Genomic DNA, 25329 nt, shown 5'->3' with positions numbered 1-25329 from the left:
TAAAGCGCGCTCTGAGCGGTCGCTTCCGGCGACCGCTCAAATAGGTCAGTATTGCTTACCTAATTATAGGGCGCTCGCGGCGCCGGGTCGAGGACTAAAACGTGCTGTGTTCCACATGGTGCGGCCGGGTTGCTCTTTCATCTGATTCTGATAGACAGCGCGGGGGTGTCAACGCACCGCAATATCAAGTTCTGGATCATCCATGGCTATTCTGCTCACTGGCGCCGCAGGATTTATAGGGTTTCATGTCGCGCAGGCCTTGCTGCAGCGCGGTGACGAGGTGATCGGCCTCGATAACCTGAACGATTATTACGATCCACGCCTTAAACACGCACGACTCGAACAGCTTCAGGCTCATAAGGGTTTCCGATTCCATCAGGTGGATATTGCCGAGCCCGATCTTGTGCGCGAAGCGGTCAAGGGCGCCGATATCCGCAAGGTGATCCATCTGGCTGCCCAGGCCGGCGTGCGCTATTCGCTGACCAATCCATACGCGTATATCCGCGCCAATGTGCTTGGCCATACCGTGATCCTGGAACTCTGCCGCAGCCTGCCCAACTGCGAGCACCTGGTCTACGCCTCGTCCTCCTCGGTATACGGCGGCAACACTAAGCTGCCCTTTGCGGTGGAAGACCGGGTCGATGCGCCGATTTCGCTCTATGCCGCGACCAAAAAGGCCGACGAGCTGATGAGCCATGCCTATGCGCATCTCTTCGGTCTGCCGCAGACCGGTCTCCGCTTCTTCACGGTCTACGGTCCCTGGGGCCGGCCGGACATGGCGATGTACATCTTCACCAAGGCGATCTTCGAAGGCCGCCCGATCAAGGTGTTCAATTACGGCAACATGGAGCGCGACTTCACCTATATCGACGATATCGTCGCCGGCGTGATCAAGACCCTGGATAATCCGCCGCCGGCCGATGAACACGGCCGCCGCTATCGCCTGTATAACATCGGCAACAACAAGTCCGAGCCGCTGCTGCGTATGATCGACCTGATCGAGCAGGCGGTCGGCCAGAAAGCCGAAAAAGAGCTATTGCCGCTGCAGGAAGGCGATGTGCCGGCCACCTATGCCGATATTTCGGCGATCCAGCGTGACACGGGCTTCAAGCCGACAACGCCGATCGATGTCGGGATCCCGCGCTTCGTCGACTGGTATCGCCGCTATCACAACATGGTCGGATGAGCCCAGTCTGCCATGAGTGAAGTGCCGCAGATCGCGACCGAAAGCTTCGACCCGAAGGTGGTCGAAGCCATGGTCCTGCAGGGTATTCCGCATTGCGCGGCCCTGGGCGTGAAAGTGAGCGAGGCGACGCGTGAGCATGTCACGTTGTCACTGCCCTACAATCCCGATCTGGTCGGCGACCCGGTCAGCGGCGTGCTGCATGGGGGTGCCGTGACCTCGCTGATCGACAGCGTCGCCGGTATGGCGGTTTTCGTTGCGCTGTTCACGGCGCAGCGGAAATTGCAGGCCATTGCCACGCTGGACCTGCGCATCGACTACCTGAAGCCGGCAATGGCGCAGAAAGACCTGTATGCGACGGCGGAATGCTACAAGCTGACCCGTTCGATCGCCTTCATCCGGGCGCGCGCCTATCATCCGGACACCCCCGACGATCTGGTGGCAAGCTGTGTCGCCACCTTCATGATCGGCTCTTCCGACAAGCCGCCGCTGCCCAAGGACATTCCGACTCCGGGGCAGGCGTCATGAGCCAGGATTTTCCGGCCCTGATCGCTGCGGCGCGGGCGAAGCGCGATTTCTCGCCCTTCCTTGAGGCCGTGCCGTATTTCCGTTTCCTTGGGTTGAATGTGCGGGAGCGGGATGGCGAACTGGTCTGCGTATTGCCCGCCGATCAAAAGCTGATCGGCAATGCGCGTCTGCCGGCATTGCACGGCGGCGTGGTCGGCGCCCTGCTGGAATCGGCGGCCATCGTGCATCTGATCTGGGCCGGCGACACCGACACGATCCCGAAGATCATTGATCTCTCGGTGGACTATCTGCGCTCGGCCCGCCCGGTCGAGACTTTTGCACGGGCCATCATCACCAAGCATGGCCGCCGTATCGCCAATGTACGCGCCGAGGCCTGGCAGGACGACCCGGCCCGGCCGGTGGCGACCGCGCACGCGCATTTTCTGCTGGGATAACAGCCGCTTTACCTGGCTCGGGCTGGTCAAACCCGGACTCAGCGCCCATATAATGCTGCAACCGCATAACGAGGTTTCCGCATGGCTTCCCCTGCCGCCGTTTCTCCCGCTGCCCCTGTTGCCGCCAACGATTTCGGCGCCCTGCCGGTCTGGGATCTGACCGATCTCTACCCCGGCCTGGACTCGGCCGAACTGCAGCGCGATCTGGCCAGGGTGGCCGAAGGTGCGGCAAAGCTGGAGCAGACCTGGAAGGGCAGGATCGGAACGGCGTCGGGCGACGATCTGGCCGGCGTGATTGCGGAATACGAGCAGATGCAGGATCTGATCGGCCGTATGTATTCCTACGCCTCGCTGGCCTATGCCGGCGACATGGCCGATCCCAAGGTCGCCGGCTTCTACCAGGACATGCAGGAGAAGCTGAACGACATCACCACCAAGCTGCTGTTCCTGACGCTGGAGCTGAACCGCATCGAGGACGCAGCGCTGGAGCAGAAATACGCGGCCTCGGCCAGGCTCTCGCATTACAAGCCCTGGCTGCGCGACCTGCGGCTGTTCCGCGAGCATCAGCTGGAGGATGAGCTGGAACGGCTTCTCCATGAAAAGGCCGTGGCCGGTCGGGCCGCCTGGAATCGCCTGTTCGATGAGACCATGGCCGGCCTGCGCTTCCCCTATGGCAAGGAGCAGTTGACCGCCGAACAGGTGCTGCACAAGCTGTCCGATACGGACCCAAAGACCCGCAAGCTGGCCGGCAAGACTCTGGCGAAAGTCTTCAAGCAGAATGTGCGGCTGTTCGCGCTGATCACCAACACGCTGGCCAAGGACAAGGAAGTCGAAGACCGCTGGCGCAAGTATCCGACGCCCGAGGCCTATCGCCATCTGTCCAACTGCGTCGAGCCCGAAGTCGTCAACGCGCTGACCGATGCGGTCACCGCCGCGTATCCAAAACTTTCGCACCGCTATTACAAGCTGAAGGCCCAGTGGATGGGTACCAAGAAGCTGAACTGGTGGGACCGCAATGCCCCGCTGCCCGAGGACAACGACCGGGTCATCAGCTGGGATGAGGCACGCGACATCGTGCTGAAGGCCTATGGCCGCTTCTCGCCCCAGCTCGCCGATCTGGGCCGGAAATTCTTCGACAATGCCTGGATAGATGCCCCGGCCCGGCCGGGCAAGGCGTCTGGCGCTTTTGCCCATCCCACCGTGCCGAGCGCCCATCCTTATCTGCTGCTGAACTACCAGGGCCGCACGCGCGACGTGATGACGCTGGCCCATGAACTGGGCCATGGCGTGCACCAGTTGCTGGCCGCCGAGCAGGGTCCTCTCATGTCGGATACACCGCTCACGCTGGCGGAAACCGCCTCGGTCTTCGGCGAGCAGCTCACCTTCCGCGCCCTGCTGGATGCGGCCGGTCCGGAACGCCGCAAGCTGATGCTGGCCTCCAAGGTCGAGGACATGCTGAACACCGTGGTGCGTCAGACCGCCTTCTTCAAATTCGAGCGTCAGGTCCATGCCGCCCGCCGCGAGGGCGAGTTGACGCCGGATCGCATCGGCGAGATCTGGATGGGCGTGCAGAAGGAAAGCCTTGGCCCGGCGCTGAAATTCGATGCGGATTACAGCACCTTCTGGTGCTATATCCCGCATTTCATCCATTCGCCCTTCTATGTGTATGCCTATGCCTTCGGCGACTGCCTGGTGAACGCACTTTATGCCCGTTACCAGGATGCCGAGCAGGGTTTCCAGGAGAAGTATTTCGCCATGCTGAAGGCCGGCGGTACGCTGCGGCACCAGGAGCTGCTCAAGCCCTTCGGTCTCGACGCCTCCGATCCGGCCTTCTGGTCGAAGGGCCTGAACGTGATCGGCGGCTTCATCGACGAGCTGGAACAGCTCTCTTAAATGTCAGAACGCGACAGCACGCTGGGCCGGGTCCGCCGTTACGCCAGGGTCGGTGCGTCCGTTGGCGGTCTGGCGGCGCGGCTGGGGGCTGAGCGTGTATTGGGCGTGAAGATGGATCGCGGCCGGCATGCCGCCGATCTGCGGGCCGCGCTTGGCGGGCTGAAAGGCCCGCTGATGAAGGTGGCGCAGATCATGTCCACCATCCCCGATGCGCTGCCGAAGGAGTATGTGCAGGAGCTGGCGCAGCTTCAGGCCAATGCGCCGGCCATGGGCCCGGCCTTTGTGAAACGCCGTATGGTCAGCGAACTCGGGCCCCAATGGCAGACGAAGTACAAGAGCTTCGATCTCGCCGCCTCGGCAGCGGCCAGCCTGGGCCAGGTACATCGCGCCACCGCCAGGGATGGCGGGCTGCTGGCGGTGAAGCTGCAGTATCCCGACATGTCATCGGCGGTGGAGGCGGACCTGAAGCAGCTCAAGCTGATCTTCGCCATCTACAAGCGCTACGACGCCGCCATCGACACCACCCATATCCACGACGAGATCGCAACTCGGCTGCGCGAGGAGCTGGATTACGAGCGCGAAAGCCGGCATATGGGGCTCTATGGCACCATGCTGGCCGACGAGGCGCAGGTGCATGTCCCCGTCGCCCTGCCGGATCTCACCACCAAGCGCCTGCTGACCATGAGTTGGCTGGAGGGGCGGCGGCTGCTTGATTTCCAGGATGCGCCGCAGGAAACCCGTAACACCATCGCCATGAATCTGTTCCGCGCCTGGTATGTGCCGTTCTACCGTTGCGGCGTGATCCATGGCGATCCGCATCTGGGCAATTACACGGTGCGCGAGGATTTCGGCATCAACCTGCTGGACTTCGGCTGCGTGCGTATCTTTCCGGCGAAATTCGTTGCCGGCGTGATCGACCTCTATCGTGCCATCTCAACCAATGACCGTGCGCTGGCCGTGCATGCCTATGAAACCTGGGGCTTCTCCGGCCTGAGCAATGACGTGATCGACACACTCAACCTATGGGCCGAGTTCGTCTATGCACCGCTGCTGGAAGACCGGCCGCGTCGCATCCAGGAAATGGAGCAGAGCGGCGTCTATGGCCGCGAGGTGGCCGAGGAGGTGCACCGCAAGCTGAAAACGCTGGGTGGCGTCACGCCACCACGTGAATTCGTTTTCATGGACCGTGCCGCCATCGGGCTCGGGGGTGTGTTCCTGCATCTGAAGGCCGAGATCAACTGGCACCGGCTGTTCCACGACCTGATCGCCGATTTTGACGCGACGGCGCTGGCCAAACGCCAGGCGGCGGCGCTGAAATCCGCCGAGCTGGAACTGCCCGAGGCGGCCTGAAGCCCGGGAACCGCAGCCGGCCTTGTGGGTTTCACTCCGAGGAGAGGAGACCGCAAATGCCGCCGCAGACCCCTGCCAGCCATCCGCCCGAAACCCATGAACCGGCCGCCTTCGAAAGCGACCTCGATCGTCACCGCAGCGGCGATGACGAAGTCTATGGCTCCCATGGCGTCCAGGCTGACACCGTGCTGCCACCGGCCCGGCCCGGACGGCTGCGCGGCCGGCCGCTGAAGCGGGTCGGGCGGGACCGGGTCTGAACCGATTTGCGGTTGCCGGAGCGCCACTTTGGCCTGAAAATGGCGGCATGATCGACAGCCTGTCATCTTTTCCGTCGGCCATTGCCGCCAGCCCTGCGAAAGCCGGGAATGCTCCGGCTCTCGATCCGGCGACATTCCCGGGCGCCGCGGTGTTCGGCGGCATCGCCGGGCAGTCGTCGGAACAGCGTAAGGCGCTGGCGCGCCAGCCGGTGGTCGCGGGCGGCCTTTCCAGCGGCGCCACACTGCTTGGTGCCCAGCAGAGCACCTCCTCCGGGCGCAGCAGCGGCGCCAAGTCGCCGGGCGAGCTGACCGAGGAAGAGCAGAAGGCGGTCGCCGAACTCAAACAGATCGATGCCAAGGTGCGCGCCCATGAGCGTGCCCATGCGGCCGTCGGCGGCGCCCATGCCGGTGCGCCGTCCTACAGCTACACCCGCGGTCCCGATGGCCAGATGTATGCGGTGAGTGGCGAGGTTGCCATCGATATCGGGGCGGAGAATGACCCCGAGGCCACCCTGCAGAAAGCCACCCAGGTGGCGGCCGCAGCTCTGGCGCCGGCCGATCCTTCCGGCGCCGACCGCGCTGTGGCCGCTGCTGCGGCTGCTTTGCGGCTGGAGGCTCTGGCCCAGATTCGTGAGCAGAAGCGCGCCGAACAGGCGGAAAAGGATACCGATAAAGGCAGCGGGGGCACTGCTCCGGCCGGCGAAGCCAGCCGGGCGACGCAGGCCTATCAGGCCGCCATCGGCAACGCCATCAGCCAGTCCAGCCGGGGGCTGGGCCAGCTGGTCGGCCTGAGCGCCTGATTTCGCAGGCCTTTCCGGCCATCCGCCGCTGCGGCAGGGGTTGTGCCGGCTTTGGACGCCAGCGTAATATCCCAGCCCGATTCAACGTTTACGACAATCCCTGAGAGACAGAGGGCGTTATGGCCGAAGAACACAAGATGGGCACCATGGACATCAGCCAGCACAAGGCATCCTGGGATGGCTTCATGAAGATGACCACCTGGGGCTCGATTGCCACGATCGTGCTGCTCATCCTGCTGGCAATTTTCGTGGTTTAAGACGGCCCGGCGGCGCCCTATCGGCGCCGTCTTTGTTTTTAAGCGTTCGGGGGGATCTGCATGAAAATCGGTATTCCGAAGGAACGCCGCACCGGTGAGAAGCGGGTCGCCGCCTCCCCGGAGACGGTGAAGAAATTCGTCGGCCTTGGCTGCACGGTGGTGGTCGAAACCGGCGCCGGTCTCGCCGCCGATATCCCCGATGACCAATACACCGCCATGGGCGCGCAGATTGCGTCCGATGCCAAAGCCGCGATCGGCGACGCCGATATGGTGCTGAAGGTGCAGCGGCCGATGACGGCGGCCGAAGGCAGCGATGAACTGGCGCTGCTGAAGAAGGGCGCCGTGCTGGTTGCCGGCCTGCAGGCCCTGCAGCAGCGTGACCAGGTGAAGGCCTATGCTGCCGCCGGCGTGAATGCCTATGCCATGGAACTGATGCCGCGCATCACGCGCGCGCAGTCGATGGACATTCTCTCCTCGCAGTCAAATCTCGCCGGCTACAAGTCGGTGCTGGACGCGGCGGCCCATTTCGGCCGCGCCTTCCCGATGATGATGACTTCGGCCGGCACGATTGCCCCGGCGCGTGTCTTCATCATGGGCGTTGGCGTGGCAGGACTTCAGGCCATTGCGACGGCAAAACGCCTCGGCGCCGTGGTGTCGGCCACCGATGTGCGCCCGGCCACCAAGGAGCAGGTCGAAAGCCTGGGCGGCAAGTTCGTCTGGGTCGACGACGAGGAAGCTCGCAGCTCGCAGACCGCCGGCGGCTACGCCAAGGAAATGTCGGCCGAGTACAAGGCCAAGCAGGCGGCCCTCGTGGCCGAAACCGTGAAGAAGCAGGACATCATCATCACCACCGCACTGATCCCTGGCCGTCCGGCTCCGGTGCTGGTGACGGAAGAAATGGTGAAGTCGATGCGTCCCGGTTCGGTCATCATCGATCTCGCGGTGGAAGCCGGCGGCAATTGTCCGCTGAGCAAGCCCGACGAGGTCGTGGTGGTCAACGGCGTCAAGATCGTCGGCTATACCAACTATCCCAGCCGCGTCCCGGTCGATGCCTCCAACCTTTATGCCAAGAACCTGTGGAATTTCCTCAGCCCGCATTGGGACAAGGACGCCAAGACCTTCAAGTTCAATCCGGAAGACGAAACCGTCACCGGCACCTGCCTGACCCGCGATGGCCAGGTGGTGCATGCGATGCTGAAAGAGGGGAACTGATCATGGGTGAGGTTTATTCCTTCTTCTCGCTGCTGACGGTTTTCGCGCTGGCCTGCTTCGTCGGCTATTACGTGGTCTGGAGCGTGACGCCGGCCCTGCATACGCCGCTGATGAGCGTCACCAATGCAATCTCTTCGGTCATCATTGTCGGTGCGCTGATCGCCGCTGGCGCGTCGGCGGTATTCGACGCCTCCAAGGTCTTCGGCCTGCTTGCCATTGCCCTGGCTGCCGTGAACATCTTCGGCGGCTTCCTGGTCACGCAGCGCATGCTGGCCATGTACAAGAAAAAAGAAAAGAAGTGAGGGCCGCGCCATGCCGATCCAACTGACCGCGCTGCTCTACCTCGTCAGCTCCATCCTGTTCATCCTGGCGCTCCGCGGCCTGTCGTCGCCCGAGACCAGCCGCAAGGGCAATACCTACGGCATGGTCGGCATGGGCATTGCCGTGCTGACCACCATCGCCAATCTCGGCGCGCTCAGCGACACCATCGTTTGGGTGCTGGTGGCGTTGGTGATCGGCGGGGCCGTCGGCACCGTGCTGGCCCGCCGTATCCAGATGACGGCGATGCCGCAGCTGGTTGCCGCCATGCACAGCCTCGTTGGTCTCGCTGCCGTGCTGGTGGCTGCGGCCGCCTTCTACAATCCGGCGCCCTATGGCATCGTGAATGCCGCCGGCGTCATCACGGTGGCGGCGCGCATCGAGATGTCGCTCGGCGTGGTGATCGGCATCATCACCTTCTCCGGTTCGCTGGTGGCGTTTGCCAAGTTGCAGGGCCTGGTCTCCGGCAGCCCGGTGATCTTCAAGGGGCAGCATTTCCTGAATGCCCTGATCGGTCTGGTCATTGTCGGGCTGGTCGTTGCCTTCTGCATGAACCCGAGCCGCGAACTGTTCTGGGCGGTGACGGTGCTGGCGCTGATCGTCGGCTTCACCATCATCATCCCGATTGGCGGTGCCGACATGCCGGTCGTCGTCTCGATGCTGAACAGCTATTCGGGCTGGGCCGCGGCCGGCATCGGCTTCACCCTGCAGAACCCGGCGCTGATCGTCACCGGCGCGCTGGTCGGCTCCTCGGGTGCGATTCTGTCCTACATCATGTGCAAGGGCATGAACCGCTCGCTGTTCAACGTCATCCTTGGCGGCTTCGGCGGCGATACCGCCGCGGCGGCCGGCGGCCAGAAGGTCGACCGTCCCTACAAGAAGGGTTCGGCTGACGACGCCGCCTTCATCATGAAGAATGCCGGCAAGGTCATCATCGTGCCGGGCTACGGCATGGCGGTCAGCCAGGCCCAGCATGCGCTGCGCGAGATGGGCGACAAGCTGAAGGAAGAGGGCGTGGAAGTGAAATACGCCATCCATCCGGTGGCGGGCCGCATGCCCGGCCATATGAACGTGCTGCTGGCCGAGGCCAATGTCTCCTATGACGAGGTGTTCGAGCTGGAGGAGATCAACTCCGAATTCCAGACCGCCGATGTCGCCTTTGTGATCGGCGCCAATGACGTGACCAACCCGGCTGCCCGCGACGATCCGAAGAGCCCGATCTTCGGCATGCCGATCCTGGATGTGGACAAGGCCAAGACCGTGCTGTTCGTGAAGCGCTCGATGGCCTCGGGCTACGCCGGTATCGATAACGAATTGTTCTATAAGGACAATACGATGATGCTGCTGGCCGATGCCAAGAAGATGGTGGAAGACATCGTCAAGGGACTCTGAAGCTTCCGCCTGCGGCAGCCCCACCCGTTCAGACGGCCCGGATCGCAAGTCCGGGCCGTTTTTGTTTGGAATTTCTATAAATCATAATTTTTCCATTGCACTTTTGACGCGAGCGGAATGTGCTAAACACGGGCGCGAAAAAAGGCCCAGACACAAAACACGTTCCGCGATCATGTCCTCTCTGTCCGATCAAGATCTGATAGCGTACGATCCTGCCTTGCTGCGGGAGGGCGCAGACGTGATGCAGGTCCTCGATTTCACCCATCGAAACCTCGAGAACGCCAACTTTGAGGGCCGCACCTTGCAGCGGGCCAAACTGGCGGGCAGCAACCTGCGTTCGGCCCGTATGTCGCGTGCTGACCTGCTGGAAGCCGACCTGTTCGGGGCCGATCTGGCTCGCGCCGACCTGCAGGGCGCCAACCTGACCAAGGCGATCCTGCGTGGCGTGAATCTCAAAGGCGCCAACCTGAACAATGCTGTCCTGATCGATGCGGATTTCCGCGGGGGCGTGATGATGCGGCCCGGCGGGCAGACCCGCGTGGGCAGCGAAATCCCCGATCTGACCGACTGCCTGCTGGAATATGCCACGGCCGCGCGTGCGCAGTTCTCGGGCGTCGACCTGAGCGGCGCTTCGCTGGTGGGCGCCGATCTGTCGGGTGCGAATTTCTTCGGCAGCAACCTGCGCAACGCCGATCTGTCCTACGCCAATCTCAAGGGGGCGAATTTAAGCGACTCCAAGCTGATCGGCACGCGGCTGGTGGGCGCCAATCTCAGCAACGCGCAGATCGTCAATGCCACGGTAGACGGTGTGGTGGCGGTGGGCGCGAATTTCGCCGATGCGGTGATCCGCGGCGTCGGCATGGATGGTTTCGACACCGAGAACCAGAAGCTGGTGGAAGAGTACGATTTCGCCGCTGACTTGGCCGATGCAGTGGACCAGCATCGCACCTGGATGGTGTCGGGCGGCAAGAATGGGCGCCAGCTCAATCTTTCGGGGCGTATGGTCGCCTACCACGATTTCTCGGGCATGAATTTTGATGGTGCCGATTTTACCGACAGCGACTTGCGAGGCTGTTGCTTCGACCGCTGCAGCTTGCTGATGGCGAATTTCGTGCGCGCCAACCTGGCAGGCGCCAGCTTCGCGCAGGCCAGGATTTCCGGCGCGCGCTTCGTGGAGGCCAACCTGCGCTGGGGCAACCTGTCAGATGCGGCCTCGGGCAGCCTGCCGATCTACCTGGGCGATGGCCGCTTTACCGGCCGCCATGCCACCACCGATTTCAGCCGGGCCAACATGGCCAATGCGAAGCTGGATGGCCTCGACCTGACCTCCTGTCTGCGCGACAGCGGCACTGCCGACTGACCGCTTTCAGTCTTCCGGCGTTGCCGCCGTGGTGCTGCGTATCAGATCGGCATGCTGCAGGCCGCAGTAATACGGCTCGCCCTGATCGGGGAAGGCATTGAGCTTGGCGTTGTAGCAGCGATGCTTGAAACCATGCTTGTCGGTGATGGTGATCAGCGTTGGCCGGTGCCGGCCATCCTCCAGCGGGCCGGTCAGGTAGAAGGCAATGCGGTCGATCCGGTAGCCCAGGATGCGCAGCTCGCCCAGATTGGACAGTCGCTCGCTGGTGGCGATCAGGAATGTTTCGGTGTCGCAATGCTTCTGCCCCAGGCCCAGCGGGCGCTCGAAGTCGCCGATCAGCAACTGGTCGGACAGGGCGGTGCTGATCAGGCGGGCCACCTGGATGGTGACATCGCCGACGATGAAGGAGCCGCCGTCGCTGCCGTCCTTGCGCGGCTGGTGATACAGGAAATGGCTGCCGATGCTCAGGCACAGACGCAGCACCGGCACCGTCGAGGCCGTTGTCACCGTACGCTTCAGGGCCGAGAACAGGATCTGGAAGATGGCAACGGCGCAGAAGAAATCGATATCGGCACGCAGGCCCTGGCGCTCGTTCCAGACATAGAAGCCGTCGCCTGTTGTGGTGCGGCCGAAACTCACGGCCAGGCCCTGCACCCGCGCCATCTCCTCGGCCAGGTTCAGCGAGAATTCCAGGGTGGTGAGCTGGGCGGCCTGCAGCTCCGGGCTGGCCTTGGAAAACTCGACGATGTCGATCAGCAGCACCGCACGATGTTGCGTGCGGGTCACGGTGAACAGGCTGAAGACCTGTTCGACCAGGGCCGGCGGTGTTTCGCCGGGGCCATAGCCCACCGGCATCTCCAGGCGCAATTCGACCGGCTGCACGTCCAGCAGGCGGGCGGCATCGTCCAGCTCCGCGCCATTCATCAGGTTGCCCTCGCCGAACACGGACAGATGTCGGGCATGGTCGCTGAACAGGCGGACCTTGGGCACGGTAATGATTTCGATGCCGCGCCGGCTGGGCCGCCAGCCCACCAGGGCGTTGCTACCGAACCGCCACAGATCGAAAAAGATGCCATGCAGTTGCTGCTGCACCGCATTTTCACGGAATGCCCCGTATGCCGTCATTTTTTAAGGGACCCACCCCTTGGAGTTTGCGGTTGAATAGCCGCACCCGGGGCGGCGAATCAACGGCAATCTCTGCCGCCCCCATGCTGCCCCGAACCGGGCGGTCTGCATACCCTTCTGTGCCGGACGGCGCGCCGGCCGGGCCGATTGGGGCCGGAAGCGGTCTTTTTCAGCCCGGGGCAGGGAACCGACCCCCCGGTTTTGCGTTTGAAGTTATGGACTTGTGCCAGGCAGGCGGCACTTTGGGTGCCGTCAGCCTTGCAGGAATGGCAAAACCGCCTATGTTAGGTTCGTCATTCTACTTGGACTGCCGGCCTGCTACCCCCCTCGATCATTTCGGATGGGTCCAGACCTCTGCCATCCTGGACATAGTCTGATGCGACGTACATGAGTGCGCCGCTGTTACCATCTGAACGAGGAATAAGCACATGGCCGTCGGCACTGTGAAATGGTTTAACGGCACTAAGGGTTACGGTTTCATTCAGCCGGAGAACGGCGGCGCGGACGTGTTCGTCCACATCTCCGCCGTCGAACGCGCTGGCATGTCCGGCCTGAACGAAGGCCAGAAGGTTTCCTTCGAGGAGCAGCGCGATCCGAAGCGCGGCAAGACCTCGGCGGTGAATCTGAAGGCCGTCTGATCCATCATCGGATTTAGGCGAAGGGGCGTCCGGCGACGGGCGCCCCTTTTTCTATCCCCATACCTCATTGCGGGTATGCCTTATTGCAGGAGAGCGTCATGGCTTTCAAACCGAACTACAACCAGCAGCGCGCCGAACGCGATCGCGCCAAAGAACAGAAGAAGCAGGAAAAGCTGCAGAAGCGCCAGGAAGAGTCGGAACGGCGTAAAAGCGGTCAGACCGATGATGCCCCGGATGGCGGCGCGACGTCCGATCCGGCCTGAGGCCGCCTTGAGTTTTTGTGGAGTAGCCCCATGGCCAAGAAGAAAATCAATCCGAACGCCGCCTTCATCCTGTTTCACGTCATCTATCAGGATGGCGCGCAGACCTCGAACCGCCGCGTGCCGTCGGAACTGATCGGCGGTCTGGATGGCGAAGCCCCCATCAAGGCCTTCCTCGAGGGGCAGGATCGCGAGATCGCCGAGAAATCCGGCCGTCCGCGCGGCCCGATCAAGACCATCACCCGGGTTCCGGGCCAGTAACGCGGCCTCAGCGCTGCCGCAGCTTGCCCAGCAGGCTGCTCAGCGCGGCGCCCTGGCGGGCGTTCAGTTGTATTGCCGGCGCTGACGCCGGCGCCATCACGGCATCGTCCTGGGGATTGGCAATCCGTCGCAGCGCCCGCACCAGATCGAACTGGTCGATCGGCTTGGGCACGAAATCATCGGCCCCGGCAGCCAGATAGCGCTCGCGGTCGCCCTTCATCGCATTGGCGGTGAGCATCACCACCGGGATTTTGGCCACCGCACCGTCCAGGGCGCGGATGGCGCGGGTGGCGCTCATGCCGTCCATCTCCGGCATCTGGCCGTCCATCAGCACCACGTCATAGGGGCCGCGCTGGGTCACGGCCGTCACCGCCTCGCGGCCGTTCTCCACGATATCGGCGCGGCAATCCATCAACGCCAGCAGATTGCGCACCAGCATCTGGTTGCCGGGATGGTCCTCGGCGACCAGCACGCGCAGGCCGAGGCGGGGCAGGGTCGGCTGGCCTTCGCCATCCAGGGCGGCGTCGGGCATGCCCAGGGCGCGGTCGCAGAGGATGGTGAAGCGGAAGGTGCTCCCGTTGCCGTAGCGGCTTTCCACATGGATGTCGCCGCCCATGGCCTGGATCAGCTGACGCGAGATCGCCAGGCCAAGTCCGGTGCCGGCATGGCGGCGGGTCATCGACAGGTCGACCTGGCTGAAGCGCTTGAACAGCTTCTGCAGGTCTTCTTCGGTCATGCCGATGCCGGTATCGCGCACGGCGCAGCTCAGCTCGAAGCGGCCGTTGTCGATCGGTCGGCAGGCCACTTGCACATCCACCCGGCCACGGTCGGTGAACTTGATGGCATTGCCGATCAGGTTCAGCGTCACCTGGCGCAGGCGGCGCGCATCGGCGCGCAGGGCTGCCGGCAGCGAACCGGTGATGGTGAGCTGTACCGGCAGATCCTTCTCGGCGGCGCGTTGCTGCACCAGTTCTATGGCGCCACGGAACAGGGCCTCCGGCGCGAAATCCTCGGGCATCAGCTCGATCTCGCCCGACTCCAGCCGCGATAGATCGAGGATGTCGTTGATCAGCGCCAGCAGGTGGCGGCCGGATTCCTGCGCCACCTGGGCATATTGCCGGGCATCGTCGTCCAGCGGCCGGTAGAGCATCAGGGTGATCATGCCGAGCAGCGCGTTCAGCGGCGTGCGCAGCTCATGGCTCATATTGGCAAGGAAATCCGACTTGGCCTTGGTCGCGCTCTGCGCCAGTTCCATCGCGCGCTGCAGCTCGGTGGTGCGGGCAGCGACCTGTTCGGCCAGCACCCGGTTGTCGGCGCGGATATGGCGCTCGGCCTCGATCAGGGCGGCGGCCATGGTGCGGATAGCCGCATGCAGGTCGGTCAGTTCGCGCGGCGCCACGGCCGGCAGCGGCGGGAAGGCGATGTCGCGGGCGCCGCCGGCAATCGCCGTTGCGGTGTCGCTGACGCCGGTGAAGACCCGGGCGAGATAGCCGGCCAGGCTCCAGCCGGCCACGGCGAAGACGGCGGCCAGTCCCAGGCCGAGCAGCCAGAGATTGCGCTCGAAGCGATGCAGCGTGGCGAGCGCACTGGCTTCGGGCCGGCGCAGCACCACATGCCAGCCCAGGCCGGGGAAACTGTCATACCCGGGCGAGCGCACCGCCACGGTCAGAAAGCGGCCATCAGGCCAGTCGGCCATGGCGCCGGCATCCCTGGCGGCGACCAGATCGCGCAGCAGCGGCTTGGCCGTCGTGCTTTCATTGATGAAAGAACCGGGCAACGGCACGCCGTCCTTGTCGACCAGCGCCACCTGGATATCGGTGCGGTCCAGCCCCAGGCTCTGCAGCACGTCATGGCGCAGGCGGTCGGCCCAGCGCCAGTCCATATGGGCGGCGAGCACGCCGATGGTTTTGCCGCCCCTGTCGGTCAGCGGCAGCGCGATATCGACAAAGCGCAGCGGCTCGCGGCCGCCGGGATTGAGGATCTTGTCGAGCATGACGGCTTCATGCACGTCGCCGAACCACAGCCCCTTGATGCCCTGCTGGAACACCGGGCGCGACGAGCCGTCGGCGCCTTCCATCAGGCCATCATTGGCGGCGATGACAATACCCTTGTCATTGGTGACGCCGAGATAGGCATAGCGCTTGCCGCCGCGCGGCCCGGCATTCAGCCGCTCGATCTCGGCGCGCATGGCGTCGGGCTGCCAGTTCGGGTTGCGCATGACATCCAGCCGGCTGAGCAGGACCAGCTCCTGGGCGCGGTGATGCATGCCGGTGTCGAGACGGTTGGCCAGCTGGATGCCGGCCATGCGCAGCTGGTCGGCGGCGCGACGCGCGATCAGCTCGGCGCCGTAAATCTGCAGAATGCCGGCGGCGATCAGGATGGTCAGCGCCGGAATCGCTGCCAGCAGCAGCGCCAGCCCGGCGCGCAGCGGAATATGGCGCCGCCCGGCATGGGCGGCAGCCTTGAGTTCACCCCCGATTGAGGTTCTGCCGAGCTGTTCCATTGGATGTCCGATTGATCCGTGGCGGGCAATCTAGACCGTGAGCCGGGCCCGTCCTATCGCCGTTTTCCGGCCCAACCGGAATACGGGGTTATTTTCCGGTAACCTCCGGCCACGACTCGGGATTCGCCATGCCGCGGCCGGGGCTAGACGGCGCGTTTCAGCGTCACGATGGCCTCGTGCAGCGCCTGCAGGAAGGCCGAGCGGTCCTTCTGCGAAAACGGCCGCGGCCCGCCGCCCACGCGCTCGGTCGGGCTGGCGTCGCGCAGACTGGTCATCAGGTTGCGGGTGGCGAGGTCCATGCCGATCGAGGCCTCGGTGAAGGTGCGCCCCGTCGGGCTCAGAACCGTGGCGCCGGTCTTCACGCAGCGGGCGGCCAGCGGGATATCGGCGGTGATCACGATGCTGCCGGGGCCGGCCTGTTCGGCGATCCAGTCATCGGCCTTGTCCAGCCCGGCTTCCACCACCACCAGCCGCAGCCAGGGCTCGCGCGGCACGTTGAGCCAGGCATTGGCCACCATCACCACGGCGGCGCCATGGCGTTCGGCCACCTTGTAAATCTCGGCCTTGACCGGACAGGCATCGGCATCGACATAGATGGTCGGCGGCTGGGACATGGCTGCTTTATGCCATGCCATGATAGGATCGCGCCATGAGCAAGGCCTTCACCAAAGAGTCGGACAACGACCCCGACGACGACCTGGAAGACGCCGCGCCGCCGATCCCGGCTGGCGCCAAGAATTACATCACCCCTGCCGGCCTGAAGCGCCTGCAGGGCGAACTGCGCCAGCTCAAATCCGTCGAGCGGCCCAAGGTGGTGGAGATCGTCTCCTGGGCCGCTGGCAACGGCGACCGCTCGGAGAATGGCGACTATCTCTACGGCAAGAAACGCCTGCGCGAGATCGACCGCCGCATCCGCTTCCTGCTCAAACGCCTGGAAATCGCAGAGCCGGTCGATCCGAAGCTGCAGAAGAACCGCGACCAGGTCTTCTTCGGCGCCACCGTCACCTATGTCGATCCCCATGGCGAAAACAAGACCGTGCGCATCGTCGGTATCGACGAGGCGCGGCTGGAACAGGGCGAGGTGAGCTGGATTTCGCCGGTCGCTCGCGCCCTGATGAAGGCGCGCGCCGGCGATATCGTCGACCTGCGCACGCCGCACGGGCCGGAACAGATCGAAGTGCTGAAGATCGCATACGAGGACCAGGCCGCATGATGAAAGCCATTCCGGTGAAGCTCGCCGAGATTTACGTGCCGGCGAAATTCAAAAGCACCCTGGATGCGGCCAAGGTCTCGACGCTGGCCGACCAGATTCTGGTCGATGGCGGCATGACCACGCCGATCCAGGTGCGCCGCGACGAGAAGGAAAAGCGCTATGTGCTGATTGCCGGCCTGCATCGGCTGGAAGCCATGCGCTCGCTCGGCGAGGCGACGATTGCCTGCTACATCGTGGCGGCGCGCAAGTTCTGATCCCCATGCAGCCGTTTGACGCCATCATCATCGGCGCCGGTGGCGCCGGGCTGTTCTGCGCCAGTGTGGCCGCGCAGCGTGGCCGGCGCATCCTGCTGCTCGATCATGCCGACCAGCCGGGCGAGAAGATCCGCATTTCCGGCGGCGGCCGCTGCAACTTCACCAATCTGCATGCCGGCCCGAACGATTTCCTGTCGCAGAACCCGCATTTCGCCAAATCGGCGCTCCGGCGCTACACCTGCCAGGACTTCATCGCCCTGGTGGATCGTCACGGCATTCCCTGGCACGAGAAAACCCTGGGTCAGTTGTTCTGCGACGGCAGCTCCAAGCAGATCATCCAGATGCTGCTGGACGAATGCAGACACGGGCCCGGCCAGGTCGATATCCGGCTCGCCACCTCCATTGCCACAGTCGCGAAAACCGACAGCGGCTTCCGCGTCGGGACGACGAATGCCGGGTCCTTTGAGGCCGCGCAGCTGGTGATCGCCACCGGCGGACCCAGCATCCCGAAAATGGGCGCCACCGGCTGGGGCTACGATCTGGCGAAGCAGTTCGGCCTCGCTGTGATCGCGCCGAAGCCGGCGCTGGTGCCGCTCACTTTCGATCCGCGCGAGGCCGGCCGCTGGACCGACATGGCCGGCGTGGCGGTGGAAGACTCGGAAGCCGCCTGCGGGAAAAAGACCTTCCGCGAGGCGTTGTTGTTCACGCATAAGGGCCTCAGCGGGCCGGCGATCCTGCAGGTTTCCTCCTACTGGGAGCAGCGCGGACGGACGGAGCCGGTGCGGCTCAACCTGCTGCCCGGCCGGGATGGTTTTGCGCTTTTGAAAGCGGCGCGCGCCGAGCGCCCGAAAGCCGACCTCGCCACCGTGCTTGCCACCCTGCTGCCGCGGCGGCTGGCACAGCGGCTGGCCGAGATTGCGGTCTCGGACGGCGCGCGCATGGCGGACCTGTCGGATGCGCGCCTGCGCGGCGTGGCGGCGGTGATGCAGGACTGGCAGCTGCAGCCCGGCGGCACCGAAGGCTATGCTAAGGCGGAAGTGACGCTCGGCGGCGTGGATACGGATGCGCTGTCGTCGCAGACCATGGCGGCGAAAGCCGTGCCCGGCCTCTATTTCATCGGCGAGGTGGTGGACGTGACCGGCCATCTCGGCGGCTTCAATTTCCAGTGGGCGTGGAGTTCCGGCCACGCGGCGGGGCAGGCGCTGTAGCGCCAGCCAGCAGCGTAAGGATGGGTCAGCGCGGCGGCACGCGCCCGACTTCCCAGCGGACGCCATTCAGCATCACCATGGTGGGCGGAGACAGCAGAACCGGCGTGGCGGGGCGGCTGCGAATCTGCAGGATCATCGCCGCGGCCAGCAGCAGGGCGGCCAGCGCTGCGATGCCAGCCGGATTGCCGGCGCCGGGCAGCAGCGCCAGCAGCAACAGGCCCAGCAGCGCGGCACGCTGATGCGGCGGGCTGGTGGGCCGTGGCAGGCGGCAGTTGGCGGGATGGGAACGAGGATAGCGGCGCATGGCCATAGTCTGGCCGGGCCGTGGCTGTGGCGGCAGGCAGACAAACAGTAACGCCGCCGCAGGTATCCGGAAATTTAGCAGGCCGGCCGGTGTTTTTGGGGGCAACGCCAAATCCCCCCACCGTCATGCCACGGCAAGGCCGTGGCTCCACGTCTTGGGTTTCGGCAAAGAGTCGTGGATGCCACGCAGGCGTGGCATGACGAGAGTGTAGCGTGGCGCCTCAGGCCGTCGCGCGCTGCTTCGCCAGTTCGGCATCCAGGCTGCCCGGCTGCAATTCCGGTACGATCTGGCGGGTCTGCACGATGTCCACCGTCTCGAAGACCGGCTCGCGGAAATAGGGATCGCGGGCCAGATGGGCGTCCAGCGCCGCGCGGTCGGGCATCTCCAGCACCATCAGGCTGCCGATCACCGCGCCGCTGTCATCGATCATCGGGCCGCCATAGCGAAACACCTCGCGGCAGCCGGCAACGAATTCCAGATGGGCAGCACGCCATTTCTGGCGCATGCCGGTGCCGGGACGGTCCTTGGCGGTGACGATGAAAAGCATGATGGGGCCTCCGAAATGCGCGACGATCGTGAATAGCATGATGCAGGCAGGGGGTCAGCCCGCTGACGCTGATGTGATAGTTCACGAAAGAACCGGCGATCGGGCCAAGAGGCTTTCCCTGCGGGCTGAAATCACTAATCTTTGATCTGTGAAATGACACGGGAATTGGAAACGCCATGGCCGCTGAGGCCCAAGAAATCGTTGAAGGCACCACCTTCGATTACATCATTGTCGGCGGCGGCACTGCCGGCCTGCTGCTCGCCAACCGGCTGTCGAAAGATCCCAGGAACAAGGTGCTGGTGGTCGAGGCCGGCGGCCGCGACAACTGGGTCTGGTTCCACATCCCCATCGGCTACCTGTTCGCCATCGGCAATCCGCGCGCCGACTGGTGCTACCAGACCGAACCGGTGCCGGGCCTGAACAACCGCTCCATCGGCTATGCGCGTGGCAAGGTGATCGGCGGCTGCACCGCCATCAACGCCATGGTCTACATGCGCGGCCAGGTGCAGGATTACGACACCTGGGCGCAGATGGGCCTCTCCGGCTGGGGCTGGGACGATGTGCTGCCCTATTTCAGGAAACACGAAGACTTCCATGGCGGCGCATCGGCGCTGCATGGCGCCGGCGGCGAATGGCGCGTGGAAAAAGCCCGCGTGCGCTGGGATCTGCTCGACAGCGTCCAGCAGGCCGGCGAGCAGATCGGCATTCCAAAGACGGAAGATTTCAACCTCGGCACCAACGAGGGCTCGGGGTATTTTCAGGTCAACCAGAAGAAGGGCTTCCGCTGGTCCACGGCTTCCGCCTTCCTGCGGCCGGTGATCGACCAGCGACCCAATCTCGGCATCGTCTCCAATGCCCATGTCGAAAAGATCGAATTCGATACCGCCACCGACAGCGGCCGGCCGCGCGCCAGATCCGTGATCGTGTCGGACGATTTCGAGCGCCGCCGCGTCAAGGCGCGCAAGGAGATCATCCTCTCGGCTGGCGCCATCAACTCGCCGCAACTGCTGCAGTTGAGCGGCATCGGTCCCGCGGCGCTGCTGAAAGAGCACGGAATCGATGTGCTGGTGGATGCGCCCGGCGTCGGCGCGAACCTGCAGGACCATCTGCAGCTGCGGCTGATCTACAAGGTGAAGGGCGCGCGCACCATCAACGATGCGGGCCTGTTCGGCCGCGCACTGATGGGGCTGGACTATGCGGTGCGCCGGCGCGGCGCGCTGACCATGGCGCCCAGCACCTTCGGGATGTTCACGCGCTCGTCGCCTGAGCATGAGACGCCGAATGTGGAATTCCATATCCAGCCGCTGTCGCTGGACAAGTTCGGCTCGCCGCTGCATGCCTTTCCGGCGTTTACCGCCAGCATCTGCAACCTGCGGCCGACGTCGCGCGGCCATGTGCGGATCAAATCCAGTGATCCGAAGCAGGCGCCGGCGATCCAGCCCAATTACCTGGACACCGAAGCCGATATCCAGGTGGCGGTCGACAGCCTGAAGCTGACGCGCAAACTGGCTGCCGCGCCGGCTCTGGCGAAATACCGGCCGGAGGAATACCTGCCCGGCCCGCAGGTCCAGACCGAAGCCGACATGCGCGTCGCCGCCGGCCAGATCGGTGCGACGATCTTCCATCCGGTGGCCACGGCGAAGATGGGCGTCGACAGCGATCCGATGGCGGTGCTGGACGGGCGCCTGCGTGTAAGGGGGGTGGATGGCCTCAGGGTGATCGATGCCTCGGCCATGCCGCTGATCCCCTCGGGCAATACGGCGTCGCCGACGCTGATGATCGCCGAGAAGGGCGCTGAGATGGTGCTCGAAGATAATCGCGGCTAGGCGAGGTCGCGGCCGAGGAAGTTGGAGATATTCAGGATCAGCGCCGCGTCATCATGGCCGGTTGCGGCCCGATGGGCGAAGGGCAGAAGCATGCGCCTGTAGCGCTGATAGTCGCGGTTCATCCAGAACAGGCTGCGCTCCACATAGTGCGGCTGGCCGCTGCGGCAGACGAAATCATATTCGGGCTGGATCTTGGCATTTTCGGCCCCGTGAAACTGCGCCATGGTCAGGCCGGTAAATTCATAGCCGTGCACCTCCACCATGGCGGTGCCAGCCAGCCGCACGCGATAGTCGAAGCCGTTTGCCCCTCGCGTGACGTCCCATAGCACGATATGGGGCAGCAGATCCGGGATGCTGAGCGGGTCGAGATCCTTGCGGTCGGGCAGGGGGCCGCCGTCATTGCGGGGCAGGCTCCGCCACCAGTCGAGGGCGCGACGCAGGCGCGCATCGGTGATGCGGTCAAGATCGGCGCCGGCGGCAATAGGCGGATCAGGGGAGAGCATGGTCTGACTCTGCGCGACCGGACGTTCCGATACCAGCAGATTCTCCAAAGATCCGATGCCGGGAACGAAAACGGCGGCCTGTGGCCGCCGTCTCTGCACTGTATGTGGAGCGCTTTACTTGATGCCGGCGGCGCGCACGATGCCTTCGGTGATCATCTTGGCGGCCTCGTCGGGGCCGACCCAGCCGGCGCTCTTCACGAACTTGCCCTTTTCCAGGTCCTTGTAGTGGACGAAGAAATGCTCGATCTGCTCGATCAGGCTGGCCGGCAGGTCCTGGTAGGTCGCGACATTGGTGTAGAAGGGATGCAGTTTGTCGACCGGCACGGCGATGATCTTCTCGTCGCCGCCAGCCTCGTCTTCCATCTTCAGCGCGCCGATCGGGCGCGAGCGGATCACGGCGCCGGCCACCACCGGCACATGGCTCACCACCAGGATGTCGCAAGGGTCGCCATCGCCGCCCAGGGTATGCGGGATGAAGCCGTAATTGGCCGGGTAGAACATGGCGGTGTGCAGGAAGCGGTCGACGAACAGCGCGCCCGAATCCTTGTCCAGTTCGTATTTCACCGGCACGCCGCCGGCCGGAATCTCGATCACGGCGTTGATGTCGTAGGGCGGGCTCTTGCCGACGCTGATGCGGGCGATATCCATGGTCGTGGTCCTTTGGTCCTTGGGGACTCTGGCGGGGAAGCGGCGTCTTTTTCGCAAATGCAGCAGAAAACGCAACCGCTTGATCCTTAATATTTTCGTCGCAGATGGTGCCTCCCGGTGACTAAGATGGGGCCTCTGGAGCTGGGGGGAGTATGCATCGGGAACGCAACGTCAAGATTGTCGCCACCTTGGGACCCAGTTCCAGCAGTCCCGACCGTATCCGGGCCCTGTTCGAGGCCGGCGCCGATGTCTTCCGCCTCAATTTCAGCCATGGCAGCCATGCCGATCATCTGGAGCGTATCCGGACGGTCCGCGCCCTGGAGATCACCAGCGGCCGGCCGATCGGGCTTTTGGCGGATTTGCAGGGGCCCAAGCTGCGAATCGGCGCCTTCCGGGATGGTGCGGTGGAGCTGCAGCAGGGCCAGAGCTTCCGTCTCGACCTGCAGGCCGGCGCCGGCGACATCACCGGGGTGCAACTGCCGCATCCCGAAGTGCTGGGCAGCCTGAAGCCCGGCGCCGAGCTGCTGCTCGATGACGGCAAGCTGCACCTGCGGGTGAAGGCCATCGGCGTCGGCTGGGCCGAGACCGAGGTACTGGTCGGCGGCCGGCTCAGCGACCGCAAGGGCGTCAACCTGCCCAATGTGGTGGTGCCGCTCTCGGCGCTGACGCCTAAGGATCGCGCCGACCTGGCCTTTGCGCTGGAGCACGGCGTCGACTGGGTGGGCCTGAGCTTCGTGCAGCGGCCCGATGATCTGCGCGAGGCGCGTGCCCTCATTCAGGGCCGCGCGGCGCTGCTGGCCAAGATCGAGAAGCCCTCGGCCGTGGAGACGCTGGACGAAATCGTCACGCTCTGCGACGCGCTGATGGTGGCGCGCGGCGATCTCGGCGTCGAGATGCCGCTGCAGGCGGTGCCGGGCCTGCAGAAACGCATCGTGCGCACGGCGCGCCGCGCCGGCAAGCCGGTGGTTGTTGCGACGCAGATGCTGGAAAGCATGATCAAGGCGCCGGTACCGACGCGCGCCGAGGTTTCCGATGTGGCGACGGCGGTCTATGATGGCGCCGATGCGGTGATGCTGTCGGCCGAAACGGCGTCCGGCGATTATCCCATCGAGGCCGTGCGCACCATGAACAGCATCGCCGAGCAGGTGGAGCGCGATCCGCTCTATCGCGGCATCATGGATGCCGAACACAACAATCCGGAGAATACTGCGTCCGATGCGATCACCGCGGCCGCCCGCCAGGTGGCCGAAACCATCAATGCCGCCGCCATCGTCACCTATACGATGTCGGGTTCGACGGCGCTGCGGGCCGCGCGCGAACGGCCGCGGTCGCCGATCCTCTGCCTGACGCCGCTGACCGAGACGGCGCGGCGGCTCAGCATCGCCTGGGGCGTCAATGCGGTGGTATCGGCGGATGCGATCAACTTTTCCGACATGGTGTCGAAGGCGGTGGCATTTGCGCGCACCAGCGAAATGGCAAAGCCCGGCGACAATCTGGTCGTGACTGCCGGCGTGCCCTTCGGAACGCCGGGCAATACCAATGTGTTGCGGATTGCGCGGGTGGAGGCCGGCTGATGCCGACGATTGCGTTGCTGATCGGTTCGAATGTGCTGATGACCTTTGCCTGGTACTGGCACCTGAAATATCAGGAACAGGCACTGTGGAAGGTGATCCTGATTTCCTGGGGTATTGCCTTCTTCGAATACTGCCTGGCGGTGCCGGCGAACCGCATCGGCTATACTACCGGCGGCTTCACGGCGGCACAGCTGAAAGTCATGCAGGAGGTGATCACGCTGGCGGTGTTCGCCGGTTTTGCCGTGTTTTATCTGGGCGAGGGGCTGCGCTGGAATTACCTGGCCGCCTTCTTGTGCCTGATCGGCGCGGTCTTCTTCATCTTCCAGAAATGAAGGCGGCCTAAAGCTCTTTGGCGTCGATCTTCCGGCGCAGCTCTTTCAGCTTGTCGGCGCCGTCGGTCAGATGCGGGTTGGCGGCCATGGCGCGGCGATAGGCGCGCAGCGCTTCTTCCAGGTTGTCCAGCCGCTCCATAATCAGAGCCAGACCGGTCAGCGCGCCGAAATGGCGCGGCTCAAGTTTCAGCGTGCGCTCGATATCGGCCACCGAGCCGGCATAGTCGCCGGCCAGGAAGCGCACGGTGGCGCGTTTGTTGTAGGCCTCGGGGAAATCGGGCTTCAGTTCGATGATGGCGGTGAAGATATCGGCGGCGCGCTTGTGGTCGCCCTTTTCCATCACCGTCATGCCGCCCTGCATCAGGGCATCCAGCGTGTCGGACTCGCTCTTGCCCCAGGCTTCCCAGATCTTGCGCTCAAGCTGGCGCGCCTCGATGGGATTCTGGGTGTCCTGCAGTTTCTCGAACAGGCTGTCGACCACGCTCTGCCCGGCCGCCGGAAGCGCCAGGAACAGCAGCGAAAGCAGCGTGGGGATCGCCAGTAACCGCATGAGTCGAATGGTAGGTCCGCAGCCAGCCCCCGGCAAGGGCCGTTTTGCCGGCGCATTTATTTGTGATCGCCGGGAATAAACCGGCCGGCCGACGGTCTAACCCTCCAGCGGCTGCCGCGAGGGCGGCCGGCCAACCAAAAAGGGGATTTCCCGATGATGATGCGCAACCTGATGCTGAGCGGCCTGCTGGTTCTCGGCCTTGCCGCCTGCGCCACCCAGACCACCGCGCCGGCCGTGCCTGGCGATACCGCCCTGGGATCGGTGCTGGTCGATGCCAAGCGCATGACGCTCTACACCTTCGACCGCGACACCGCACCGGGCAAGTCGGCCTGCAACGGCCCCTGCGCCGTCAACTGGCCGCCGCTGGTGGCAACCGCTGGCGACATGACCAAGGGCGACTGGAGCGTGATCACCCGCGACGACGGCAGCAAGCAGTGGGCCTACAAGGGCAAGCCGCTTTATGGCTGGGTGCGCGACACCAAGCCGGGCGACACCACCGGCGACGGCTTCCTGAACGGCGCCTGGCACGTCGCCAAGCCCTGATCCGGAGGGTATGGTCGGGCGGCGACCCAGGGACGTTACCCCGCTGTCGCCGCCCA

29 protein-coding genes and 1 pseudogene are annotated in these 25329 nt (G+C 64.4%); 22 read left to right on the top strand and 8 right to left on the bottom strand.

What is annotated here, in order from left to right; all coding sequences use genetic code 11:
- The first annotated feature begins 202 nt into the window (after nucleotides 1-202).
- From AC1ROT_RS03385 to AC1ROT_RS03330, 12 genes and pseudogenes are all read left to right on the top strand, one after another.
- Nucleotides 203-1186 carry an NAD-dependent epimerase/dehydratase family protein gene (locus tag AC1ROT_RS03385; protein WP_492970135.1) on the top strand — a complete coding sequence of 328 codons (984 nt, stop codon included), beginning with the start codon at nucleotides 203-205 and terminating at the stop codon, nucleotides 1184-1186.
- 12 nt (nucleotides 1187-1198) lie between these two features.
- Nucleotides 1199-1711 carry a PaaI family thioesterase gene (locus tag AC1ROT_RS03380; RefSeq protein ID WP_492997212.1) on the top strand — a complete coding sequence of 171 codons (513 nt, stop codon included), beginning with the start codon at nucleotides 1199-1201 and terminating at the stop codon, nucleotides 1709-1711.
- Nucleotides 1708-2145 (top strand): PaaI family thioesterase, encoded by a 438-nt coding sequence (locus AC1ROT_RS03375; RefSeq protein ID WP_492997211.1) that lies wholly within the window; start codon nucleotides 1708-1710, stop codon nucleotides 2143-2145. Before AC1ROT_RS03380 ends, AC1ROT_RS03375 begins: the two co-directional genes overlap by 4 nt.
- An 81-nt stretch (nucleotides 2146-2226) precedes the next feature.
- A complete protein-coding gene (locus tag AC1ROT_RS03370; RefSeq protein WP_492997210.1) occupies nucleotides 2227-4038 on the top strand; it encodes a M3 family oligoendopeptidase in 1812 nt (603 codons plus the stop codon).
- Complete coding sequence (locus AC1ROT_RS03365; RefSeq protein WP_492997209.1) at nucleotides 4039-5388, top strand: ABC1 kinase family protein; 1350 nt, start codon at nucleotides 4039-4041, stop codon at nucleotides 5386-5388.
- Nucleotides 5389-5444: 56 nt separating this feature from the next.
- Entirely contained in the window at nucleotides 5445-5645 is a 201-nt protein-coding gene (locus AC1ROT_RS03360; protein WP_492970140.1) for a hypothetical protein, read from the top strand.
- A 47-nt stretch (nucleotides 5646-5692) separates the two neighbouring features.
- Complete coding sequence (locus AC1ROT_RS03355; protein WP_492997208.1) at nucleotides 5693-6445, top strand: putative metalloprotease CJM1_0395 family protein; 753 nt, start codon at nucleotides 5693-5695, stop codon at nucleotides 6443-6445.
- A 119-nt stretch (nucleotides 6446-6564) separates the two neighbouring features.
- Nucleotides 6565-6702 (top strand): aa3-type cytochrome c oxidase subunit IV, encoded by a 138-nt coding sequence (locus tag AC1ROT_RS03350; RefSeq protein WP_492970142.1) that lies wholly within the window; start codon nucleotides 6565-6567, stop codon nucleotides 6700-6702.
- Nucleotides 6703-6762: 60 nt separating this feature from the next.
- On the top strand, nucleotides 6763-7914 hold the full coding sequence (locus AC1ROT_RS03345; protein ID WP_492970143.1) for a Re/Si-specific NAD(P)(+) transhydrogenase subunit alpha: 1152 nt from the start codon (nucleotides 6763-6765) through the stop codon (nucleotides 7912-7914).
- A 20-nt stretch (nucleotides 7915-7934) separates the two neighbouring features.
- Nucleotides 7935-8216: pseudogene (locus tag AC1ROT_RS03340) on the top strand (proton-translocating transhydrogenase family protein); the annotation flags it as partial.
- A gap of 10 nt (nucleotides 8217-8226) precedes the next feature.
- The gene (locus AC1ROT_RS03335) at nucleotides 8227-9624 is read left to right on the top strand and encodes an NAD(P)(+) transhydrogenase (Re/Si-specific) subunit beta (protein WP_492997207.1); all 1398 of its coding nucleotides are present in this window, start codon (nucleotides 8227-8229) and stop codon (nucleotides 9622-9624) included.
- 241 nt (nucleotides 9625-9865) lie between these two features.
- Nucleotides 9866-10984 carry a pentapeptide repeat-containing protein gene (locus tag AC1ROT_RS03330; protein WP_493001127.1) on the top strand — a complete coding sequence of 373 codons (1119 nt, stop codon included), beginning with the start codon at nucleotides 9866-9868 and terminating at the stop codon, nucleotides 10982-10984.
- Nucleotides 10985-10990: 6 nt separating this feature from the next.
- On the opposite strand, the gene AC1ROT_RS03325 is transcribed toward AC1ROT_RS03330, so the two are convergent.
- Nucleotides 10991-12109, bottom strand: coding sequence for a hypothetical protein (locus tag AC1ROT_RS03325; RefSeq protein ID WP_492997206.1), 1119 nt, complete (start codon nucleotides 12107-12109; stop codon nucleotides 10991-10993).
- Nucleotides 12110-12537: 428 nt separating this feature from the next.
- Here AC1ROT_RS03325 and AC1ROT_RS03320 point away from each other — a divergent pair, with 428 nt between their 5' ends.
- The 3 genes from AC1ROT_RS03320 (at nucleotide 12538) to AC1ROT_RS03310 (ending at nucleotide 13268) form a co-directional block, all read left to right on the top strand.
- A complete protein-coding gene (locus AC1ROT_RS03320; protein ID WP_492970146.1) occupies nucleotides 12538-12747 on the top strand; it encodes a cold-shock protein in 210 nt (69 codons plus the stop codon).
- A 98-nt stretch (nucleotides 12748-12845) separates the two neighbouring features.
- A complete protein-coding gene (locus tag AC1ROT_RS03315) occupies nucleotides 12846-13010 on the top strand; it encodes a hypothetical protein (protein WP_492997205.1) in 165 nt (54 codons plus the stop codon).
- Between the two features lie 30 nt (nucleotides 13011-13040).
- The gene (locus AC1ROT_RS03310; protein WP_492970148.1) at nucleotides 13041-13268 is read left to right on the top strand and encodes a hypothetical protein; all 228 of its coding nucleotides are present in this window, start codon (nucleotides 13041-13043) and stop codon (nucleotides 13266-13268) included.
- Nucleotides 13269-13275: 7 nt separating this feature from the next.
- On the opposite strand, the gene AC1ROT_RS03305 is transcribed toward AC1ROT_RS03310, so the two are convergent.
- The gene (locus AC1ROT_RS03305) at nucleotides 13276-15771 is read right to left on the bottom strand and encodes a hybrid sensor histidine kinase/response regulator (protein ID WP_492997204.1); all 2496 of its coding nucleotides are present in this window, start codon (nucleotides 15769-15771) and stop codon (nucleotides 13276-13278) included.
- Between the two features lie 143 nt (nucleotides 15772-15914).
- Nucleotides 15915-16385 carry a YaiI/YqxD family protein gene (locus AC1ROT_RS03300; RefSeq protein ID WP_492997203.1) on the bottom strand — a complete coding sequence of 157 codons (471 nt, stop codon included), beginning with the start codon at nucleotides 16383-16385 and terminating at the stop codon, nucleotides 15915-15917.
- 35 nt (nucleotides 16386-16420) lie between these two features.
- On the opposite strand from AC1ROT_RS03300, the gene greB reads away from it, so the two are divergent.
- The 3 genes from greB to AC1ROT_RS03285 are packed head-to-tail and all read left to right on the top strand — an operon-like array spanning nucleotide 16421 to nucleotide 18446.
- On the top strand, nucleotides 16421-16984 hold the full coding sequence (gene greB, locus AC1ROT_RS03295) for a transcription elongation factor GreB (RefSeq protein WP_492970151.1): 564 nt from the start codon (nucleotides 16421-16423) through the stop codon (nucleotides 16982-16984).
- Nucleotides 16981-17238 (top strand): ParB N-terminal domain-containing protein, encoded by a 258-nt coding sequence (locus AC1ROT_RS03290; RefSeq protein ID WP_492970152.1) that lies wholly within the window; start codon nucleotides 16981-16983, stop codon nucleotides 17236-17238. Before greB ends, AC1ROT_RS03290 begins: the two co-directional genes overlap by 4 nt.
- 5 nt (nucleotides 17239-17243) lie before the next feature.
- A complete protein-coding gene (locus AC1ROT_RS03285; protein WP_492997202.1) occupies nucleotides 17244-18446 on the top strand; it encodes a BaiN/RdsA family NAD(P)/FAD-dependent oxidoreductase in 1203 nt (400 codons plus the stop codon).
- Nucleotides 18447-18471: 25 nt separating this feature from the next.
- On the opposite strand, the gene AC1ROT_RS03280 is transcribed toward AC1ROT_RS03285, so the two are convergent.
- Together AC1ROT_RS03280 and AC1ROT_RS03275 are read right to left on the bottom strand one after the other, a co-directional pair.
- Nucleotides 18472-18750 (bottom strand): hypothetical protein, encoded by a 279-nt coding sequence (locus AC1ROT_RS03280; RefSeq protein ID WP_492997201.1) that lies wholly within the window; start codon nucleotides 18748-18750, stop codon nucleotides 18472-18474.
- A 220-nt stretch (nucleotides 18751-18970) separates the two neighbouring features.
- The gene (locus AC1ROT_RS03275) at nucleotides 18971-19297 is read right to left on the bottom strand and encodes a YciI family protein (RefSeq protein ID WP_492997200.1); all 327 of its coding nucleotides are present in this window, start codon (nucleotides 19295-19297) and stop codon (nucleotides 18971-18973) included.
- 176 nt (nucleotides 19298-19473) lie between these two features.
- On the opposite strand from AC1ROT_RS03275, the gene AC1ROT_RS03270 reads away from it, so the two are divergent.
- Nucleotides 19474-21123, top strand: a complete 1650-nt coding sequence (locus tag AC1ROT_RS03270) for a GMC family oxidoreductase (protein ID WP_492997199.1) — start codon at nucleotides 19474-19476, stop codon at nucleotides 21121-21123.
- Here the strand turns inward: AC1ROT_RS03270 and AC1ROT_RS03265 are convergent.
- Both AC1ROT_RS03265 and ppa read right to left on the bottom strand, forming a co-directional pair.
- Nucleotides 21120-21626 carry a PAS domain-containing protein gene (locus AC1ROT_RS03265; RefSeq protein ID WP_492970160.1) on the bottom strand — a complete coding sequence of 169 codons (507 nt, stop codon included), beginning with the start codon at nucleotides 21624-21626 and terminating at the stop codon, nucleotides 21120-21122. The two genes, AC1ROT_RS03270 and AC1ROT_RS03265, sit on opposite strands and share 4 nt — an antisense overlap.
- A 114-nt stretch (nucleotides 21627-21740) precedes the next feature.
- A complete protein-coding gene (ppa, locus tag AC1ROT_RS03260; protein ID WP_492970161.1) occupies nucleotides 21741-22274 on the bottom strand; it encodes an inorganic diphosphatase in 534 nt (177 codons plus the stop codon).
- A gap of 152 nt (nucleotides 22275-22426) precedes the next feature.
- On the opposite strand from ppa, the gene pyk reads away from it, so the two are divergent.
- On the top strand, nucleotides 22427-23848 hold the full coding sequence (gene pyk, locus AC1ROT_RS03255; protein WP_492997198.1) for a pyruvate kinase: 1422 nt from the start codon (nucleotides 22427-22429) through the stop codon (nucleotides 23846-23848).
- Nucleotides 23848-24180, top strand: coding sequence for a DMT family protein (locus tag AC1ROT_RS03250; RefSeq protein WP_492970163.1), 333 nt, complete (start codon nucleotides 23848-23850; stop codon nucleotides 24178-24180). The genes pyk and AC1ROT_RS03250 overlap by 1 nt, the downstream gene beginning before the upstream one ends.
- 7 nt (nucleotides 24181-24187) lie before the next feature.
- Here AC1ROT_RS03250 and AC1ROT_RS03245 read toward each other — a convergent pair whose 3' ends face one another.
- Nucleotides 24188-24730, bottom strand: coding sequence for a tetratricopeptide repeat protein (locus AC1ROT_RS03245; protein ID WP_492970164.1), 543 nt, complete (start codon nucleotides 24728-24730; stop codon nucleotides 24188-24190).
- Between the two features lie 153 nt (nucleotides 24731-24883).
- On the opposite strand from AC1ROT_RS03245, the gene AC1ROT_RS03240 reads away from it, so the two are divergent.
- Entirely contained in the window at nucleotides 24884-25273 is a 390-nt protein-coding gene (locus tag AC1ROT_RS03240) for a COG4315 family predicted lipoprotein (protein WP_492970165.1), read from the top strand.
- Nucleotides 25274-25329 lie beyond the last annotated feature (56 nt).

The sequence above is a fragment of the Ferrovibrio sp. GW821-FHT12E11 genome (assembly GCF_058806975.1).
This window is presented reverse-complemented; position numbering and strand designations above follow the sequence as displayed.

Bases quoted from the DNA above. Each gene is read 5' to 3' on its own strand.
- AC1ROT_RS03310 (WP_492970148.1), top strand. From the start codon at position 13,041: ATGGCCAAGAAGAAAATCAATCCGAACGCCGCCTTCATCCTGTTTCAC.
- AC1ROT_RS03275 (WP_492997200.1), bottom strand. From the start codon at position 19,297: ATGCTTTTCATCGTCACCGCCAAGGACCGTCCCGGCACCGGCATGCGC.
- AC1ROT_RS03325 (WP_492997206.1), bottom strand. From the start codon at position 12,109: ATGACGGCATACGGGGCATTCCGTGAAAATGCGGTGCAGCAGCAACTG.
- AC1ROT_RS03300 (WP_492997203.1), bottom strand. From the start codon at position 16,385: ATGTCCCAGCCGCCGACCATCTATGTCGATGCCGATGCCTGTCCGGTC.
- AC1ROT_RS03315 (WP_492997205.1), top strand. From the start codon at position 12,846: ATGGCTTTCAAACCGAACTACAACCAGCAGCGCGCCGAACGCGATCGC.
- AC1ROT_RS03285 (WP_492997202.1), top strand. From the start codon at position 17,244: ATGCAGCCGTTTGACGCCATCATCATCGGCGCCGGTGGCGCCGGGCTG.
- AC1ROT_RS03240 (WP_492970165.1), top strand. From the start codon at position 24,884: ATGATGATGCGCAACCTGATGCTGAGCGGCCTGCTGGTTCTCGGCCTT.
- AC1ROT_RS03360 (WP_492970140.1), top strand. From the start codon at position 5,445: ATGCCGCCGCAGACCCCTGCCAGCCATCCGCCCGAAACCCATGAACCG.
- AC1ROT_RS03380 (WP_492997212.1), top strand. From the start codon at position 1,199: ATGAGTGAAGTGCCGCAGATCGCGACCGAAAGCTTCGACCCGAAGGTG.
- ppa (WP_492970161.1), bottom strand. From the start codon at position 22,274: ATGGATATCGCCCGCATCAGCGTCGGCAAGAGCCCGCCCTACGACATC.
- AC1ROT_RS03250 (WP_492970163.1), top strand. From the start codon at position 23,848: ATGCCGACGATTGCGTTGCTGATCGGTTCGAATGTGCTGATGACCTTT.
- AC1ROT_RS03365 (WP_492997209.1), top strand. From the start codon at position 4,039: ATGTCAGAACGCGACAGCACGCTGGGCCGGGTCCGCCGTTACGCCAGG.
- AC1ROT_RS03350 (WP_492970142.1), top strand. From the start codon at position 6,565: ATGGCCGAAGAACACAAGATGGGCACCATGGACATCAGCCAGCACAAG.
- pyk (WP_492997198.1), top strand. From the start codon at position 22,427: ATGCATCGGGAACGCAACGTCAAGATTGTCGCCACCTTGGGACCCAGT.
- AC1ROT_RS03305 (WP_492997204.1), bottom strand. From the start codon at position 15,771: ATGGAACAGCTCGGCAGAACCTCAATCGGGGGTGAACTCAAGGCTGCC.
- AC1ROT_RS03345 (WP_492970143.1), top strand. From the start codon at position 6,763: ATGAAAATCGGTATTCCGAAGGAACGCCGCACCGGTGAGAAGCGGGTC.
- AC1ROT_RS03335 (WP_492997207.1), top strand. From the start codon at position 8,227: ATGCCGATCCAACTGACCGCGCTGCTCTACCTCGTCAGCTCCATCCTG.
- AC1ROT_RS03355 (WP_492997208.1), top strand. From the start codon at position 5,693: ATGATCGACAGCCTGTCATCTTTTCCGTCGGCCATTGCCGCCAGCCCT.
- AC1ROT_RS03290 (WP_492970152.1), top strand. From the start codon at position 16,981: ATGATGAAAGCCATTCCGGTGAAGCTCGCCGAGATTTACGTGCCGGCG.
- AC1ROT_RS03385 (WP_492970135.1), top strand. From the start codon at position 203: ATGGCTATTCTGCTCACTGGCGCCGCAGGATTTATAGGGTTTCATGTC.
- AC1ROT_RS03370 (WP_492997210.1), top strand. From the start codon at position 2,227: ATGGCTTCCCCTGCCGCCGTTTCTCCCGCTGCCCCTGTTGCCGCCAAC.
- AC1ROT_RS03375 (WP_492997211.1), top strand. From the start codon at position 1,708: ATGAGCCAGGATTTTCCGGCCCTGATCGCTGCGGCGCGGGCGAAGCGC.
- AC1ROT_RS03280 (WP_492997201.1), bottom strand. From the start codon at position 18,750: ATGCGCCGCTATCCTCGTTCCCATCCCGCCAACTGCCGCCTGCCACGG.
- AC1ROT_RS03320 (WP_492970146.1), top strand. From the start codon at position 12,538: ATGGCCGTCGGCACTGTGAAATGGTTTAACGGCACTAAGGGTTACGGT.
- AC1ROT_RS03270 (WP_492997199.1), top strand. From the start codon at position 19,474: ATGGCCGCTGAGGCCCAAGAAATCGTTGAAGGCACCACCTTCGATTAC.
- AC1ROT_RS03330 (WP_493001127.1), top strand. From the start codon at position 9,866: ATGCAGGTCCTCGATTTCACCCATCGAAACCTCGAGAACGCCAACTTT.
- AC1ROT_RS03245 (WP_492970164.1), bottom strand. From the start codon at position 24,730: ATGCGGTTACTGGCGATCCCCACGCTGCTTTCGCTGCTGTTCCTGGCG.
- AC1ROT_RS03265 (WP_492970160.1), bottom strand. From the start codon at position 21,626: ATGCTCTCCCCTGATCCGCCTATTGCCGCCGGCGCCGATCTTGACCGC.
- greB (WP_492970151.1), top strand. From the start codon at position 16,421: ATGAGCAAGGCCTTCACCAAAGAGTCGGACAACGACCCCGACGACGAC.